The organism is Veillonella sp. CHU732 (assembly GCF_003992085.1).
Classification (GTDB): Bacteria; Bacillota; Negativicutes; order Veillonellales; family Veillonellaceae; genus F0422.
Map to the genome: position 1 here is coordinate 32414 of NZ_RQVC01000010.1, position 17669 is coordinate 50082.

The following is a 17669-nucleotide window of genomic DNA, read 5'->3' on the forward strand; positions in this document are numbered from 1 at the left end:
TTTTTACAAGATAATTGATATTTTTGTAAGGCATAATAACTATTAGTAATACTATCATTGGTATACAGTGTTAATCAGTATAAGTTTCTATAGTAGTTGTGTATGGCTTGGCTGCTGTAGAGGTACTTTATATCATACTGATAACTGTAAGATGCTAACAAAGAAACTTTGATTAAGAATAATAATTAGATGTATAGATAAGTAACATGGTGTATGAACCTACAGGGAAGAGTAGATGCACACCCATGTGAAGTATATTGCCTTGGGCGAGCAATGTGCCTGATACATAAGTGAGGGACATATGGTATATATTATAGATGGCGGCATGGGTACCATGCTGCAGGCGGCAGGTCTTGGTGACGGGGCTTGTCCAGAATTATTTAACGTAGAACATCCGGACGTGGTGGAGCACATCCACGCAGAATATTTGCGTCACGGTAGCGATATTATTACGACTAACACTTTTGGTGGGACAGCTTTAAAACTGGATGAATACCAGTTGGGTCATCGTATGGATGAAATCAATCGTGCTGCTGTGAAAGTCGCACAAGCGGCTCGTGATAAGATTAATCCGAATGCAAAAATCGCAGGTGATATGGGTCCTAGTGGTCGTTTTATGGCGCCATTAGGGGTGGCTCAATTTGATGAGATTTATGAGACTTTCAAAGACCAAGCAAGAGCCCTTATCGATGCCGGTGTAGATTACCTGATTATTGAAACGATCATCGATATCCAAGAAATGCGTGCTGCTTTATTAGGTGCCAAAGATGCTCGTGACGAGTTAGGAAAAACAAAAGACGATGTGAAAATCATCTGTCAGTTCTCTTTCAGTGAAGATGGTCGTACTATCACAGGTACGCCACCAGAAGCAGCGGCGATCTTGATGGATGCTATGGAAGCAGACATCGTAGGTATCAACTGTTCCTTGGGACCTGAACAATTATTGCCGTTGGTAGAACGTATGGCGGCGGTAACGAACTTGCCAATCAGCATTCAACCGAATGCAGGTATGCCACAACTTGTAGGGAAAGAAACTATCTTCCCATTAGGACCAGAAGAGATGGGCGAATATGCACCTCGTTTCCTCGATGCAGGGGCGACCTACTTAGGCGCTTGTTGCGGTAGTACACCAAAACATATCGAGGCCATCGCTAAAGCAGCACGAGCACATACACCAGCAGAACGACCATATGTAGAGCCATTTACTGCTTTCACAAGTCGTACTAGCGTAGTGAAAGTAGGCTTGCAAGAAAAACCAATCATCATTGGGGAACGTATTAATCCAACAGGCCGTAAGGTGTTAGCGGAAGAAATCCGCAAGGGTAGCTTCTTAATGGTGAAAAAAGATGCGTTAGCTCAAGTAGAAGCTGGGGCAGACGTATTGGATGTGAACATGGGTGTCACAGGCGTTGACCCAGGGGAAACGATGAAACGAGCAATCGAAGAATTAACGATGCTTGTGGAGGTTCCCTTATCCATCGATACATTGGACCCAGTGGCGATGGAAGCAGGTTTGAAAGCCTACCCAGGTCGTCCATTGTTAAACTCTGTAAATGCAGAGCCAGAACAATTAGAGGCGGTCTTGCCATTAGCCAAACGTTATGGCGCAGCATTGTTGTGCTTGCCATTAGGTAAAAAAGAATTACCAGAAACGGCAGAAGAGCGTGTGTCTTTAGCAAAAGAAATTGTCTTAGAAGCGTACAACTATGGATTACGACCAAATGACCTATTATTAGATCCATTGGTATTAACCTTAGCAAGTAGCCAACATGCAGCGAGAGAAACATTAAAAACATTAAAACTATACGCCGAAACATTTGGTTTCCCAACGGTGATGGGCTTATCCAACATATCCTTTGGCTTGCCACAACGGGCGTACTTGAATGCACAGTTCTTAACGATGGCATTGAGCAATGGTTTGACATGTCCTATCATGAATCCAATGAATGAAATCGTACGAAAAGCTTTCATTACAGGGCGTACATTCATGGGATTTGACCCAGCAGCGGCGGACTTCATTGCTGAGTACGGTGATGACGATGAAAACGCAGTGGTGACGAAAAAAGTGAAAGCTGCAGCGGAAGCCTTCCATAGTGATGACCCGATTGAATGTATTAAACATGCCGTAGAGCAAGGTGAAAAAGAAGCGGTTGTACCGTTGGTAAAGGAAGCCTTAGCACAAGGCCTAGATCCACTAGAGGTGACTCGTAGAGGTTTATCCGATGCTATGGCAGTAGTTGGTGAAAAGTTCGGCTCTGGTAAAGCGTTCTTGCCACAAGTTATGCTAGCTGCAGAAACGATGCAAGCGGCTTTCACAACGATTAAGGAAGTGTTACCAGAAGGTACTGCAGAGAAGAAAGCGACGATTATCTTAGCTACAGTAAAGGGTGACATTCACGATTTAGGTAAAAACATCGTGTCTGCTTTATTAGAAAACAATGGATACCAAATCGTGGACTTAGGAAAAGATGTATCTCCAGAAGAAATCGTTGCAGCAGCGAAAGAACACAATGCACCAATTATCGGTATAGCATCCTTGATGACTACAACGATGCCGATGATTAATGAAACCATTGCGGCAGTACGTGAAGCTGGCGTCAATGCGAAGGTTCTTGTAGGCGGTGCGGTATTGTCCCAAGCCTATGCAGATGAAGCTGGAGCTGATTCCTATGCGAAAGATGGTATCTCTGCGGTGAATATCGTAAAAGGGCTATTGGGTGATGAGTAATATATCTATAGGGAATTAAATGCTATGAGAAGCATTGAGTCTTGGATAGCATAATCAACTATTAAGTGTTGAATATTATAACGAACTATGGAGTATTGCATAACGTAACGGATCATTAACTAATAGATAGTGTTCTGGCAATATCATAAAACATACGTAAGGTGTGATACTGGACATTACGTATTAAAGAGGAACGTTGAAGAATGAAATCAACGTTCCTTTTCTTGTTAGGATATACTACTACAGATTCCTATTTGATAGGCTGTTACATTGTTTCACGTGAAACATTACTATAAGGTCATAGGTGTATAGAACAATTAAAGGGTATGTTGATGTATATCGTAGTTAAAAAGATAACTAGCCCGTAGGAGGGTGATCTAGTGCTTATGTATGTTATAGCTTGTGAGGTACTATGAGAAGGTATAGTAGGGAATTCTTATAGATTGCATATATAATGTTTCACGTGAAACAATGAATGAAATATATATGGGATGACATAAACGTTGCTCTGTTTCACGTGAAACAGTAAAAATATATAAAAAAGATGAGGAAATACGGGTGTCTTTCATAAAAAACACAACAATCTATGTTATAATGTGATAAGACGATAAGAAAGAGGTGAAATCATGGCTAGAATTATTGCCGTAGCCAACCAAAAGGGCGGTGTTGGTAAAACGACAACTGCTGTTAATTTGAGCGCTTGTTTGGCTGTAGAAGGGAAACGAGTGCTCTTATTAGACTTAGATCCTCAAGGGAACGCCACAAGTGGTCTAGGGATTGATAAAGAAGAGATCACACAAGGTGTATATGAAATGCTTGTGGATGAAGTACCAATCACAGATATTATAGAAAACACCGTGATAGATACATTACAGATTGCACCCACAACCATCGATTTAGCAGGAGCTGAGGTAGACCTAGTAGCGATGGAAGACAAAGGCTACACGTTGAAACAATGTATGGCACCTATCGTAGATGACTATGACTATATTATTATTGACTGTCCTCCTTCCTTAGGTATGTTGACAATCAATGCCTTAACCGCCTCTAATAGCGTATTAATCCCTATACAAACAGAGTTCTATGCCTTAGAGGGTGTGAGCCAATTGGTGAAGACTATCGAATTAGTACAAGAAGAACTAAACACAGAGTTAGAATTAGAAGGTGTTGTGCTGACCATGTATAATGGTAGAACTAAATTAGCGGTACAAGTGGCAGAGGAAGTAACGAATTACTTTGGCGATGCTGTGTACAGCACAACGATACCACGAAATGTGAAATTGGGAGAAGCTCCTAGCCATGGATTGCCAGTAGTTATCTATGATAAGCGGTCTAAAGGGGCTGAAGTATATTGTGCCTTAGCACGGGAGGTAATTGAGCGTGGAGCTTAAAAAAACAAAAGGTGGCCTTGGTAAAGGATTAGGATCTTTTGGATTGTCTGGTTCTTTTAAGGACGGTCATAGAAGTGGCTATGAACTGGATATTACTAAAATACAACCTAACCCGAATCAGCCTCGTAAGCGCTTTACAGAAGAGGATATGGAAACTCTAGTGGCATCGATTCAGGCCCATGGATTGATTGCCCCTATTGCGGTTCGCAAAGTAGATGACCATTATGAAATCGTAGCTGGTGAACGTCGTTGGCGTGCGTGCCAACAAGCGGGATTGACTAAAATTCCTGTGGTGGTCCGTGACTATACGACAGAAGAAGTGAGTGAAATTGCTTTAGTAGAAAACTTGCAACGGCAAAATCTAAACCCTATCGAAGAAGCTTTTGGATATCAGTACTTAATGGATACTTTCAAAAAAACACAGGAAGAAATTGCTATGACCGTAGGCCGTAGTCGTTCTTATGTAGCAAATATTGTGCGATTATTGCAATTGCCGGAGTTTTTACAACAAGAGTTAGAAACAAGTATGCTAACGGTAGGGCAAGCAAGACCCTTATTGGCGCTAGACGGAGAACATTTACAATTACAAGCCTTAGAACGGATTAAGGAAAAAGATTTAAATGCCCGTCAAGTCGAACAACTAGTAAAAGAGCTACAGGCTGGCAAGAAACGCTTAACATCGACTCAGCCTCAACCAACGGCGGAGTTGCGCAAGTTAATGCAACGATTGAAAGATAGTTTAGGAACTCCAGTAGATATTCGTTTAAAGAATACGAAAAAAATTCAAGGTACTATCGAGGTTTCTTTCAAAAGTGAAGAAGAATTGATGCGTTTAATTAGCTATATTGAAAGCGAATAGAAAGGACGTCTATGGTATTAGAAACAACTAGAGGGAATCGCTTGCACATAGGCTTTTTTGGGCGCTGTAATGCAGGTAAATCTACCTTGATTAACACGCTAACAGAGCAACAGATTTCCTTAGTGTCTCCCATTGCGGGGACTACGACGGATCCAGTGTCTAAAGGGATGGAACTATTGCCATTAGGGCCTGTGATGATTGTAGATACGGCAGGTATTGATGATACATCGGAATTAGGCTTATTGCGGGTAGAAAAAACGAAACAAGTATTGCCAACGATGAATTTAGCCGTGTATATGTTGCGTACAGATATTGAGCCCATACCAGAAGATATAGATTGGTTACAACAACTACAAAGTAGCCATATACCTACGTTGGTGGTCATCAATGAAGTAGGAGGGAACAAAGGTTCTGAATTTGTCAAATTCCATGGAGAATTACAACCTTATACGTCGCAGGTAGTAATAGCAGATGTCAACGATAGAGCAAATCGCATGACGTTGCTAGAGGCATTAAGCAAATTAAAACCTGTCGATGAGGATGTACAATCTTTATTAGGCGGTTATATTGAAGAAAAAGATGTATTTGTGTTAGTATGTCCTATTGACGAATCAGCTCCAAAAGGTCGTATTATTTTGCCACAAGTGCAAATGATTCGAGAAATTTTGGACTATCACGGTATGGCTATGGTGTGCCAAGTAGAAGAACTAGCCACGACGTTGGAGCAACTACATAAGCCACCAAAATTAGTCATTACTGACTCCCAAGCCTTTGAGGCGGTGAGTCAAATTGTGCCGGAGGAGATAGGTTTAACAAGTTTTTCTATCTTAATGGCGCGCTTTAAAGGGAAATTAAAAGATTTAGTGGCAGGTGTACATGCTATAGACCAATTGCGAGCGGGCTCCAAAGTGTTGATTAGTGAAGGTTGTACACATCGTCAACAATGTGAAGATATTGGAACCGTAAAAATTCCGAGATGGCTAACAGCAAAAGGATATACAGACTTAGAACTAGAGTGGACCAGCGGTGGACATTTCCCTCATGACGTATCTAAGTATGATGTTATCATTCATTGTGGTGGCTGTATGTTGACACGTCGAGAGGTATTACGTCGTATTGATGTAGCCTCTGTGCAAGGGGTTCCTATCGTCAACTACGGTGTATTGATAGCCTCTTTGCATGGCATTTTACAACGTGCTATCAAGCCATTTGAACATGAATTAGAATAGAAAGGATTATTGTGTTAGAACAACTATTACCTTGGTTACCATGGGTATTAGCAGGGATTATTGTACTGCTAGTATTACATGCATTCAGTTTACATATCCGAGTGAGTCGCCTAACCAAGCGCTATCGATACTTTATGGATGGCGAAAATGGTCAGAGTATTGAGCGACGCCTTGCCATTGAAGTGAAAGAATTACGAGATATGGCAAGCACTTGGCAAACGATTTTATCAGAACAAAAAGTGATTCAATCTACACAGGCACAAACATTTCAGCATATTGGATTTGTGAAATATAATGCCTTTGAAAACATTGGTAATGAATTATCCTTTTCCTTAACATTATTAGATGGCAATTTCAATGGTATTGTTATTTCTAGTGTGTATGGAAGAAATGAATCACGTATTTTTACGAAACCAATTGTGAATGGTAAAAGTTTAGCCAGTCTTTCACAAGAAGAATTAGCTAGCTTGCAATCTGCTATGGGACAACGAAGTAATGGAGATGTGTTAGCTAGTTCTTCTGTGTCAGCATAGAAAGGATGTTATATGCAAATACCTAAGTGGTTGCAGTCACATCTAGAGCAACATGGTGATGACTGGAATTTGCGGTTTACAAAACAGAACATTAAGACCATAGCCATTATAGTCATTGCTATTTTAGTGATTTTGCTAGGATTTGGTATCTGGGGGATTGCACGACAAGTAGAAGTCTTGCAATTACGCCAAGAAAATCAATTACAAAAAGAGCAATTAAAACTATTGGATCAAAAGGTAGAAGTCTTAGATAAAAAAATGAAGACTTTGGATGAGTTAGATCAAAATATTAGAAATATGATTAAAGGTACAGAGTCGGGTACAGTACCAAAAACAGATGGTAGCACTCAAAGCAAAGAAGAGAAAGAGGACCCTTCTCCCAAAAGCGTAAATAAGACTTTCACAACCACCCAATTATCTGCTCGTATATCTAGCCTAGACCGTCAAGCACAACGTCGTCTGGTATCTATGTATACTCTTTACAATGTTCTTAAAGATGGAGTGGGTAAAGATATTCGAGAATTGCAATCTATGTTAGCTATGGAGGGCGATGCGGCGGATGCTAATAGTCATATGCCATCCATTTGGCCCGCTAAAGGCGTTATTAGCTCTACTTTTGGGGCACGACAAGACCCTGTGTACGGCGGAGGAGCTTTCCATGAAGGCTTAGATATCGCTAACGATGTAGGTACCACGATTGTAGCCACTGCGGCAGGTACTGTGACCTATTCAGGGTATAATGGCGGCTATGGTAATGAAATAGAAATCGATCATGGCAATGGATTTGTGACAAAATATGGGCATAATTCAGCGCTCCTAGTACAAGTAGGAATGACTGTAAAAAAAGGACAATCTATTGCGTTGATGGGAAGTACAGGTAAAAGTACGGGTAGCCATGTTCACTATGAAGTGCGTGTGAATGGTGTGGCTACAGATCCATTATTGTTTTTGCCCATTCAATAGGAGGCAATTATGAAATCCTATGTACAAGTTTATACAGGTGATGGCAAGGGAAAAACAACAGCAGCCATCGGTCTAGCCGTACGTGCGGCTGGAGTAGGCAAGAAAGTGCTGCTTCTTCAATTTATGAAATCTAAGGTATATTCAGAACATGCCGTATTAGATCAATTAGAGCCCATCACAGTAGAAACAGTAGGAAAGCCATTCTTTATCATTCCAGAAGGTATGAAAAGTGAAGAAGAGTTGCGCCGATGGGGGGATGATGTAGTGGTTTTTCCAAAGGAGCAACCCCCACAAGAGTACAAAGACTTGATCCACATAGGTCAAGAGCGTGCCCTACAGGCTGTGGCTACAGGAGACTTTGATATTGTTATCTTAGATGAATACAATATGGCTCTCTTCTTCGGTTTAATTGATGAAGCGGAAGGGCGCGCGTTACTAGCGGCTCGTAATCCCGATGTTGAACTCGTGTTTACTGGTCGTGGTGCGCCTCAATGGCTCTTAGATGAAGCGGACTTAGTCACCGTCATGGAGGCGTACCGCCATTATTATGATCAAGGCGTAGAAGCACGTCTTGGTATTGAGCATTAAGGGCAAAGAATGATATAATTTAAGTATGTATATCGTATAACATACTGAAAGGTAGGTGGTATCGTGTCACTATGGATGATTCTATTGCTTCTAGTAATAGCTTTCATCATAGCCATTCTATGTATTCCTATCACATATAGTCTGAAAGTAAGTTCGCGCAAACCTTATGAATTTGACTTCCGATTAGAGTGGATGTATCGTGTATTGAAGGTACATCTTGCGTATAAGCAAGGGCATCCCTTGTTTAAGGAGGTCTATGTATTAGGGTCTATGAAAGTTGGTTCTGCCCGTGATTACGAAGATTGGTTAAATCGTAGGGTAAAAGAAGAGCTAGATCCGTTAGCGACAGACAGTAAAGAAGATGTGGACACAACCGAAGTACCAGACGAGCCAGATCCGTATCCGTTATCTGGATACTCAGGGCCAGAGCCCATGCAATCTGTTCGATTTGATGCCAATGGGCAGGTACTGGAACCAGTAGAATCTACATCATTGCAAGAAGAAACAACAGAAGAGAAAAAAGATACAAAAGACTTACCAACCTATTGGTGGTGGAAACATGTATCAAACCCTAAACTCTATGAAGCATTGTTTACCGTTAGTAAGCAATGTGCTAGTCATGCGAGTCCTAGAGTATTCCAATTAGAAGGTGATTTTGGAATCCCTAGACCTTATGAAATGGGGCTGATTACCGCGGCTGCCTATACATTATGCCCAAAACAAGTGGAACAAGTAAATTTTTCTTATACAGAGTTTGCCTATACAGGTAGCTTAACTGTAAAAGGGCGTATGCAATTAGGCGTGTTTGCATTCTATGGAACTCTATTTATTGTAAAAAAAGCAGTCAGAGAGTGTCTGATGGACAGTGTAAAAGCATTTGTACAGTATCGTCGTCGTAAGCAAAGTGCAAAATAAAGAACTTTCAGAAGTTGAAGAATCATAGGAGGTCATGATGGATACTAAACTTACTAATTTAAAAGACAATTTAGAGCCTTTATTTGAACAATTTAAAGAAATGATTCGTGTGGAAACCGTAGTAGGTGAAGCTGTACAATTAGGCGATACTACGATTGTACCATTCGTTGACGTATCTCTTGGTTTAGGTGGATGTCAAAAAGCTGGTGGTGGCGGAGCGAAAGTTGAGCCAACCGCAGTGCTTGTCATCAAAGGGGAACGTATTGAATTATTCAATATCAAAGGGTCTGCTAAATATACTGGTTTCGATCGTTTGATCGGTATGGTGCCAGAAATTATCAGCAAATTGAAAAAAGAAGAATATGTCTATGTAAGTGAAGAACAATAATTTTCATGTTACTTTCACATACATAGGGTATAGTAAAGATGTAAGGTAATTTGCTAAATAGAAATAACTTTGCTATACTAGATAAATAGATGAAAATATTTCTCATAGGGAGGCTTATACATGAACTTAACTAAAAAAATCGCAACTTTAGGCGCACTAGCTGTTGTTGGTGCTTTTACAGTATCTAACGCTGCTAACGTAGGGGTAATTAACGAAGAAGCTATCTACACTGGCTACAATGGCTTTGGTGCTATTCAAATGCAAATCGATAAATTGCGTGCAGAATACGGCCCTAAATTAGAAGGTGAATTCAAAAAATTAAACAACTTCAAAACAGATGCTGAAAAACAAGCATATTTCGATAAAAATGTTCGTAGCATCCAAGAAAAATACAACCAAGAAGAAGCCAATGCATTAGCTCCATTGGATAAAAAAGTAGCGGAAGCAATTCAAGCTATTGCGAAAGAAAAAGATATCGATGTATTAGTAGCTAACCCAACATCTGCTGGAGCAGTTAAAGAAGGTAACCAAGTTATCGACTTAACTCCAGTAGTAGTAGAACGCATCAACAAATAAGATATAAAAAGCCCCTAGGTCATATACCTGGGGGTTATTTTTTTATGCATAGTATGGTATTCTTATGGTATAGATTCAAGATATGAGTGTGGTAGTAAGAGGGGGAAGCGACATGTTAAAAAGAATTTTACTATTGGCTGTGTTGTTGATTTCATTAGGAAGTACGATGTCTTTGGCGGCAAACCACTTGTATTATATGGGAACTATAGATGGGACATCATATTATATTGATCAAGACACAGTTCAGAAGTATGGTACGAATGCCTATGTATGGGTAAAGATAGTTACTAACGAAGGTAGTGAAGTATGGGGGCATATTTTGGTTAGTCGCTATGGAAAGGCTTATACTATTACAGAGATACGAGGAGATGGTGGAGAGCAAAAATTAGATCCACATAAAGAGTTTCGACCTATTTTACCTAATTCACCAATAGAAAAAATTGTTGATTTAATTTGGTAGGTAGATAATAAAAAAGGTGTGAATCCTATGCTAATGACTAACATGGATTCACACCTTTTTGTATTGGCTTATTTATGAATTAGGTTTACAACGAATTCGCTATCTTCTACGAGTGTAGCTTGGATATAGTTGTTGCCGTCGAAGTGCAATACTTCGCCTGGTGTTAAGATATGGGATTCTGTTTCGTTAAGGAATACGTTCACTTTACCTTTAACTACAGTGAAGATCACGTTAGCCTCTGGGTGATTGTGCTTTTCCACTTGATCACCGGCGACGCCGCCTTTTTTCACGATTTTGTAATTAGGACCATCAAAAATTAAACCTAGTTCTTGTTTTACAGTTCCTGCCATAGTAGAACCTCCTATTCTGGGGACTTTCACAGCGGTGAAAGTCAATTACTGCAGCGAGTGTGCTGCTATATATAATATAAAAAAGGATAAGCTACTTAGCTTTTTGCAATTGTATATACAGGAATGTCACCATCAAGGTTCACATTGAATGCGAAGTCCGGTGCTACGTGACTCACGAAAGCACTGAACCATGCTTGAAAGGCAGCGGCCATAATAATTGGATTCACGCCGGCTGTTTTCCAATAGGAAATTTGATTTTGGTGATTTCCGTACCAACTAAAAGTAGTATCAGTTTGCTCGATCACAGTATCGCTTGGGTCACAAGGCATGCCGTTCACGTAGTAGTCTTGCATCACTGTGTAAATGGCAGGTGCTGTTTGAGCAGTCAACTTTTCTTTTGCTTCTGTACCGCACATTGCACCTTGTTTGATGAATGCTTCTAATACTGCATCGATACCGTCGTCTCCGCCACAATCCGTTAAATCTTTGATGAAAGTGGCTTCACGAACGGAAGAGGTTTGTAATTGGTTATGTAACCAACCGTGAATGTTGTTGTGGTCAATAATACGATCTAATTGACGATCTGGAGGAATTGGTTTTCCATACAAATCGATAGCTGTTGCATGTAATTCATCGGCTAAATCATCAAGGCGAGCTTGCGCCTCTTTCTTAATCAGTTCTTCACGCTCAGCGATCAACTGAATTTTTTTATACAACCAAAAGTGAATGTGTCCAAGTACTGCTGACATGTTAAGCTCCTTTTCGTGCGACTTCTAATTTGGAAACAAGTTCATCCACATCCATGCCGTGAATGCTAGCGGCTTGCCATAATGGTTCTCCCGTGGAGGAAGGACAGCCTAGACAACCCATACCGATGGATTGCAACACAGGCACCGTTTGTGGATACATATCTATAATATCACGAATGATGGAATCTTTTGTAATAGCAATTTCAGATACATTGCGACCTGCATTGAGTTTTGCTACTAATTCATCGATGTCCATACCGTGGATATTTGCCGCTTGCCATAAAGGTTCCCCAGTAGAAGAAGGGCAGCCAAGGCAACCCATGCCCATGGATTGCAAGATAGGAATCAATTCTGGATACACTTCGACGACATGACGAACGATAGTATCTTTTGTAATGAGTTGTCCTGGTGAAAGTGGTGTCGCCCCTTTGTCATTAGCTGGCGTACTCGCTTCTGCAAGACCTGCATTGCCTTGACCCGGTAATTTGACCACTGGTTCAGCAGAGGTTTTAGCAGTAACTGTTGGGGAATCCACTGTATCTAATACAGCAGCTCGGAATGCATCAAGACCGATGCGGTCAATGAATTGACCGATACGTTCGATTTGCGCATTTTCTTTATAGTACGTAATCATGCGATCGATGATAGTAAGTACTTCCTCTTCAGTAGCTACTTCTGTAATTAAGTCACCCAAGCGTGGATGAGCACCAGCGCTACCACCAGCATAGATTTGCCAACCTTGATCATTGCCGATAACACCGATATCTTTTGTGATGGCTTCGGAGCAAGAGTTAGGACAACCAGATACGCCAATTTTCATTTTAGATGGCATTTCTTTAGAGATGTATTTTCGTTCTAATTGCATGCCTAAATGTACGCTGTCTTGTTTCGCACGTTTACAGAATGTCGTGCCAGGGCAGACTTTCACAGAACGAACACGATTGGATACAGTGTGCGCTGGTTCCATGCCAAGCATAGCCCACGCTTTGTCCACATCTTCTGCGTTTAGGTTGGTAATCATGATGCGTTGAGCACCTGTAATTTTTAAAGTTGCGTGGAATGTGTTTGCCACGTCGATAAATTTTTGTAACATTTGTGGTTGTACGAAACCACCAGGTATGCGAGGGGTAATCGCGTACGTGCGTTTCCCATTGCGGATACGTTGTAAATTGCCTGCCACTTGTGCCATGTGTATCTCCTTAAAATTGAGTAAATGTTGTTCATGTTTATGTACGAAAGTAGGCATTGTTCCTAATGTAGATGATATTGGATAGCCATAAGATATCTGTTCAATCTATGAAAGGAATGTATACCTATTTGTAAATTATGTAGTAGTATGTATAAAATTATGACAAGTATTTTGCATCAAATTGTGTTAGCGTACAATTCCATGAAAATAAATTATATAATTGTTATACATGACTAGGCGAAAGCCTATGCTCTTAGTATACTATAAGAAGTGGTTCTTGTATGTAGCTGAGGCAACGAATTTTATTCACAAATAATGCACGGCTTATACACGGGAAATTTAAAGTTACACACAGAATTATCCACAAAAAGTGATTAAGTTAAGACAAAAATAAAAAGCCATCTAAGTTAGTCTTCGATTACACACAGAGTATACACAAGATAACCACATAGTTATACACATCCTGTGTGATAACAAGTGAATAACTTGGAGTTTACACACAGATTAGACACAGGATACCCACATGTTTATCCACAGAATAGTGTATATGTTGTGAAGGTTACATAGGAGTGGACTGTAGTATGTGTGTAGCATGCATGACATGTATGGAGTATACTATGTATCTAGAACTTGCTTGTTAGTGCTAAGTATGAATCTTAGCATATAACAATCTTGATATATATGATATATAATTCTAGTTTATAGATAAATTAATACAGGAAATCTGATTTGTATGTGTCTATTTGCCACGAAAGATACCTTTAGATAGAGTTATTAGAAGTATTGCTTATTTGCGACAATGGCTTTTAGAGAAATATGGTTAGGTAGTATAGAAGCAAGAATGCTACCCTATATAAAGTAATAGTAAGAAAAGGATATATATGAAAGTTTTATATGAAAATGTACAGGTTGCCATCTTTGTAGAGCGACCCAACCGATTTGTTGTCCATTTAGAATTACAGGGACAGATGATTGCAGCTCACTTGCCAAATCCAGGTCGTATGTGGGAGCTCCTCTTTGTAGGGGTGAAGATGTATGTGGTGCATCATCCAAAAGAAGGTGCGAAAACGCAATATCGTGTCATCGGTATTGAACGTGATGGTGTACCCATCATGTTGGATACTAATTATTGTAATGACATGGCAGAGTATATGATCGAGGAACAACTGATTCCTGGATGGGAAGAATGGCGAGTGCTACGACGAGAGTACACGGTGGGTCATAGTCGTTTTGATTTGCTTCTTACAAATGACAAGGAAGAACACTTTTTATTGGAAGTAAAATCCTGCACCTTATTTGGTGATCAAGGAGCGATGTTTCCTGATGCGGTGACGGAGCGTGGTCGAAAACATTTACTTCATTTGCAAGAATTGCAACAAGAGGGATATCGTACAGGGATTCTATTCTTGGTGCAGTGGGAACGAGCGCTGTGGTTTTCTCCAGACTTTCACACGGATTTGGAATTTACGAAGACATTTATTGAGGTAGCACCACAATTAGACTGGAAGGCTATGGCATTGCAGTGGACACCAGAATTTACTAAACCTACAGTGGTACGTGAGTGTTTGTACAATGATGCAACAGTGCAACGAGAAGCGGAGGACCGAGGGGATTACCTCATGGTCTTGCAGGTGGAAGAGCCAGTGACCGTAACTATTGGTAGCAAGGGAGATATGCACTTTACACCTGGGTATTATATCTATGTAGGGTCAGCGAAAGCGAATTTAGAAAAACGAATAGAACGTCATAAACGGAAGCGGAAACAGAAACATTGGCACCTGGACTATTTGCGAAGTGTCAGCACTGTTGTGGCAGCCTTACCGATTCGTAGCTCCAGCGATTTAGAATGTGAATTGGCGAAGGCAATGAAGGCGATTAGTGTAGACGAGGTGAAAGGCTTTGGCTGCAGTGATTGTCATTGTACGTCACACCTATTCAAAATGGATGTGAATCCTATCCATGATGAACGCTTTATGATTGATGTGGTGGAAACATTCCGTATGAATCGATTAAATGAGGCCATGTTAGACTTTCAAAAATAAAAATATGAGAATATTTATGCAACATATACGTTCGTAAGTGTTTATATTTGAGTGTATTGAAACTTTCATGTAAAAAGATAGAAAAAAAGTGCATAAAATGGTATAATGGATTAGTTATATAATCAGTATTGTAAAATGAGGTGATACAATGGAGGAAAAGGCTTGGAGTCATGGCAAAATTTTGCCGGTCCAAATCGATAAAGAAATGCGCAGTTCCTACATCGATTACGCCATGAGCGTTATCGTTATGCGCGCCCTTCCAGATGTACGCGATGGGTTGAAACCTGTACACCGTCGTATTCTATATGCGATGCATGAAACAGGCATGACACCGTCGAAACCGTACAAAAAATCGGCTCGTATCGTCGGCGACGTACTTGGTAAATACCATCCACATGGTGATAGCTCTGTGTACGACGCAACGGTGCGTTTGGCCCAAGATTTTAATACAAGATATCCACTGGTAGATGGTCATGGTAACTTCGGTTCCATTGACGGCGACTCTGCTGCGGCTATGCGGTATACAGAAGTTCGTATGTCTCGTATTGCTACAGAAATGCTAGCAGATATCGAGAAGAAAACAGTGGACTTTATGCCGAACTATGACGAATCTTTGGAAGAACCAACCGTACTTCCTGCAAAGATTCCGAACTTGTTAATCAATGGTTCCGCCGGCATTGCCGTGGGGATGGCGACGAACATTCCGCCTCACAACTTAGGGGAAGTGGTAGATGGTCTTGTGATGCTCATTGACGATCCAGAGGTGGATGTGAACCAATTGATGACGGCTATCAAAGGTCCAGACTTCCCAACAGGAGCGTCTATCCTTGGTCGTGAGGGTATTAAAAAAGCCTATGCCACAGGTCGTGGTAGCATCAAAATGCGTGCGAAAGCTCATATTGAGGCTATGACGAAAGGCAAACACCGTATCGTAGTTACAGAAATTCCGTACCAAGTGAACAAAGCGCGCTTGATTGCAACCATTGCAGATTTAAGCCGTGATAAAGTGGTGGACGGCATTACCGCCCTTCGTGATGAAAGTGACCGCCGAGGTCTTCGCATCGTCATCGAATTGCGTGCGGACGTGCAACCAGATATCGTGTTGAATAAACTGTATAAACACACACAATTACAAGATACATTCGGCGTGATTATGTTGGCACTAGTGAAAGGCCATCCAAAAGTATTGACTTTGAAAGAAGTACTAGGTCATTACTTAACACACCGTCAAGAAGTGATCGTACGCCGTACAGAGTTCGACTTAGCGAAAGCGGAAGCTCGTGCCCACGTATTGGAAGGCTTGTTGATCGCTTTAGATCATATTGATGAAGTGATCCATACGATCCGTAGTTCTCAAACTACAGATATTGCTCGTACGGCTTTGATTGAAAAGTTCAACCTTACAGAAATTCAAGCAAATGCTATCTTAGATATGCGTTTAGCTCGTTTAACAGGTTTGGAACGTGAAAAAATCGAAGAAGAACATGCGGCATTATTGGTGTTGATTGCGGACTTGAAAGCGATTTTAGCCTCCGATGCACGTCAACGTGACATCATCAAAGAAGAGTTAATCGCTATGAAAGAAAAATATGGTGATAAACGTCGCAGTGAAATTACTATCGATACATCTGACTTTGATGTGGAAGATTTAATTGCTGACGAAGAAATGGTCATTACCTTAACTCGTCAAGGCTATATCAAACGCATGAATGCTAATGTATACCGCAACCAACATAAGGGCGGCGTAGGTGTTGTGGGCATGAAAACGAAGGAAGACGATTATGTGGCGCAAATCATGCATGTGCGCACGCATAATACATTGCTATTCTTCACATCCACAGGCCGTGCGTATCGCTTGAAAGCTTACGAAGTGCCAGAAGCATCGAGCCGTAACTCTCGTGGTACAGCTATCATCAACGTACTTCCTCTTAATGTAGGGGAAACGGTGACGAACATGATCGACTTAGAACGCATCTCCAGCGATGTGAACTTGTTCATGGTTACAAAACAGGGCGTGGTGAAACGGACTTCCATTGATGAATACCGCAACATTCGCCGTGGTGGTTTGAATGCAGTGGCATTGGACGAAGGGGATCAGTTGATCTCTGTAGGCTTGACCTATGGCAACCAAGATGTATTGCTAGGTACGAAAAAAGGTATGGCCATTCGTTTCCATGAAAGTGACGTACGTTTGTTAAAACGTGCTGCTCGTGGGGTGAAAGGTATCAACCTCAACGCTGGTGACGAAGTGGTAGGTGCTAGCATTATCCACGGTACTGGCGAAGAATGCCAAGTATTCACCATCAGTGAAGATGGGTATGGTAAACGCAATGTGGAAAGCTCCTATACAGTGCAAAAACGTGGTGGTAAAGGGACTAAAAACTTTAAAATCACCGACAAAACTGGCGAAGTCGTAGCTGTAGAAATCGTGAATGACAACGATGAAATGATGCTCATTTCTGAACAAGGTAAGATCATTCGCTTTGACGTGAACGATATTGCCGTGAAGAAAAGTAAAGCCATTTCTGGCGTGAAAACACAAAACTTAGATGAAGGAGATAAAATTGCCTCTGTAGCAGTTATCTCTGGAGAAGATCTAAAAGAAGACGAAAGCTTATTCTAGTATCGGCTTTCTTGCCTTTCTTACTTGAGCTTAAGGGAAGAGCACGACACATTCCTCCGCAAACTGATACAGTGGTTAGGTTTGCT

At 41.0% G+C, this 17669-nt stretch carries 16 protein-coding genes; 13 read left to right on the plus strand and 3 right to left on the minus strand.

Annotated elements, in window-relative coordinates:
* The first annotated feature begins 301 nt into the window (after positions 1-301).
* From EO121_RS05705 to EO121_RS05755, 11 genes are all read left to right on the plus strand, one after another.
* A complete protein-coding gene (locus EO121_RS05705; RefSeq protein WP_127166680.1) occupies positions 302-2728 on the plus strand; it encodes a homocysteine S-methyltransferase family protein in 2427 nt (808 codons plus the stop codon).
* A 626-nt stretch (positions 2729-3354) separates the two neighbouring features.
* Positions 3355-4119: a ParA family protein gene (locus EO121_RS05710; RefSeq protein WP_127160682.1), complete on the plus strand. Its 765-nt coding sequence runs from the start codon at positions 3355-3357 to the stop codon at positions 4117-4119.
* On the plus strand, positions 4109-4978 hold the full coding sequence (locus EO121_RS05715; protein WP_240629119.1) for a ParB/RepB/Spo0J family partition protein: 870 nt from the start codon (positions 4109-4111) through the stop codon (positions 4976-4978). Before EO121_RS05710 ends, EO121_RS05715 begins: the two co-directional genes overlap by 11 nt.
* 11 nt (positions 4979-4989) lie before the next feature.
* Positions 4990-6207 (plus strand): [FeFe] hydrogenase H-cluster maturation GTPase HydF, encoded by a 1218-nt coding sequence (hydF, locus tag EO121_RS05720; protein WP_127166682.1) that lies wholly within the window; start codon positions 4990-4992, stop codon positions 6205-6207.
* An 11-nt stretch (positions 6208-6218) separates the two neighbouring features.
* Entirely contained in the window at positions 6219-6740 is a 522-nt protein-coding gene (locus EO121_RS05725) for a DUF4446 family protein (protein WP_127160684.1), read from the plus strand.
* Between the two features lie 12 nt (positions 6741-6752).
* Positions 6753-7703: a M23 family metallopeptidase gene (locus EO121_RS05730; protein WP_127166684.1), complete on the plus strand. Its 951-nt coding sequence runs from the start codon at positions 6753-6755 to the stop codon at positions 7701-7703.
* Between the two features lie 9 nt (positions 7704-7712).
* A complete protein-coding gene (locus EO121_RS05735) occupies positions 7713-8291 on the plus strand; it encodes a cob(I)yrinic acid a,c-diamide adenosyltransferase (RefSeq protein WP_127166686.1) in 579 nt (192 codons plus the stop codon).
* A 63-nt stretch (positions 8292-8354) separates the two neighbouring features.
* Positions 8355-9206: a hypothetical protein gene (locus tag EO121_RS05740; protein ID WP_127166688.1), complete on the plus strand. Its 852-nt coding sequence runs from the start codon at positions 8355-8357 to the stop codon at positions 9204-9206.
* A 37-nt stretch (positions 9207-9243) separates the two neighbouring features.
* A complete protein-coding gene (locus EO121_RS05745) occupies positions 9244-9594 on the plus strand; it encodes a GerW family sporulation protein (RefSeq protein WP_127069474.1) in 351 nt (116 codons plus the stop codon).
* 120 nt (positions 9595-9714) lie between these two features.
* Positions 9715-10170 carry an OmpH family outer membrane protein gene (locus EO121_RS05750; protein ID WP_127166690.1) on the plus strand — a complete coding sequence of 152 codons (456 nt, stop codon included), beginning with the start codon at positions 9715-9717 and terminating at the stop codon, positions 10168-10170.
* A 112-nt stretch (positions 10171-10282) separates the two neighbouring features.
* Positions 10283-10630 carry a hypothetical protein gene (locus tag EO121_RS05755; protein ID WP_127166692.1) on the plus strand — a complete coding sequence of 116 codons (348 nt, stop codon included), beginning with the start codon at positions 10283-10285 and terminating at the stop codon, positions 10628-10630.
* 68 nt (positions 10631-10698) lie between these two features.
* Here the strand turns inward: EO121_RS05755 and EO121_RS05760 are convergent, their stop codons facing one another.
* From EO121_RS05760 to EO121_RS05770, 3 genes are all read right to left on the minus strand, one after another.
* Positions 10699-10980: a DUF1637 domain-containing protein gene (locus tag EO121_RS05760; protein WP_127160690.1), complete on the minus strand. Its 282-nt coding sequence runs from the start codon at positions 10978-10980 to the stop codon at positions 10699-10701.
* 95 nt (positions 10981-11075) lie between these two features.
* Positions 11076-11729, minus strand: a complete 654-nt coding sequence (locus tag EO121_RS05765; RefSeq protein WP_127166694.1) for a hypothetical protein — start codon at positions 11727-11729, stop codon at positions 11076-11078.
* Between the two features lies 1 nt (position 11730).
* The gene (locus EO121_RS05770; protein ID WP_127166696.1) at positions 11731-12918 is read right to left on the minus strand and encodes a DUF1858 domain-containing protein; all 1188 of its coding nucleotides are present in this window, start codon (positions 12916-12918) and stop codon (positions 11731-11733) included.
* A gap of 881 nt (positions 12919-13799) precedes the next feature.
* On the opposite strand from EO121_RS05770, the gene sfsA reads away from it, so the two are divergent.
* Entirely contained in the window at positions 13800-14960 is a 1161-nt protein-coding gene (gene sfsA, locus EO121_RS05775; RefSeq protein ID WP_127166698.1) for a DNA/RNA nuclease SfsA, read from the plus strand.
* A 148-nt stretch (positions 14961-15108) separates the two neighbouring features.
* Positions 15109-17583, plus strand: a complete 2475-nt coding sequence (gene gyrA / locus EO121_RS05780) for a DNA gyrase subunit A (RefSeq protein ID WP_127166700.1) — start codon at positions 15109-15111, stop codon at positions 17581-17583.
* The last annotated feature ends 86 nt before the right edge of the window (positions 17584-17669 follow it).